The organism is Pseudomonas sp. Bc-h, from assembly GCF_002080045.1.
Lineage (GTDB): Bacteria > Pseudomonadota > Gammaproteobacteria > Pseudomonadales > Pseudomonadaceae > Aquipseudomonas.
This window is the reverse complement of record NZ_MUIN01000066.1, coordinates 1-331: the sequence shown is the minus strand read 5'-3', so window position 1 is coordinate 331 and position 331 is coordinate 1. Positions and strand designations below refer to the sequence as shown.

Genomic DNA, 331 nt, shown 5'->3' with positions numbered 1-331 from the left:
CCAGCACCTTGGCCCCCGTGGCGACATGCACCGGGTTCGGCGAGCCGGTCACTGCGCGGGCCAAGGCCCCGGTGACCTGGCTCACGCCGTAGGCATTCACGTTACCGAGCAGCATGCACGGCAGGTTGCTGACGAACTTCCCCGGCCCGCCCCTGAGCAGCATCAGCGCAGTGACCGCGAGCCCCACGCCTGGCGTCTTGCCGCTGCGGACCGCGCGCACCGCCACCGGGTCGCCACCTATGAAGATGTTGGGCGAGATCTGCCCGGACGAGGTCACCAGCGCGCCACAGGTGCTGCGGTCGCGGCTGCGCACGGCGGGCTGGCCGTTGAT

General features: G+C 71.0%; 1 protein-coding gene. It reads right to left on the bottom strand.

The window, feature by feature from the left end; all coding sequences use genetic code 11:
- On the bottom strand, positions 1-331 hold a 331-nt coding region (locus BWR59_RS31820; RefSeq protein WP_143491021.1), incomplete at both ends, for a hypothetical protein.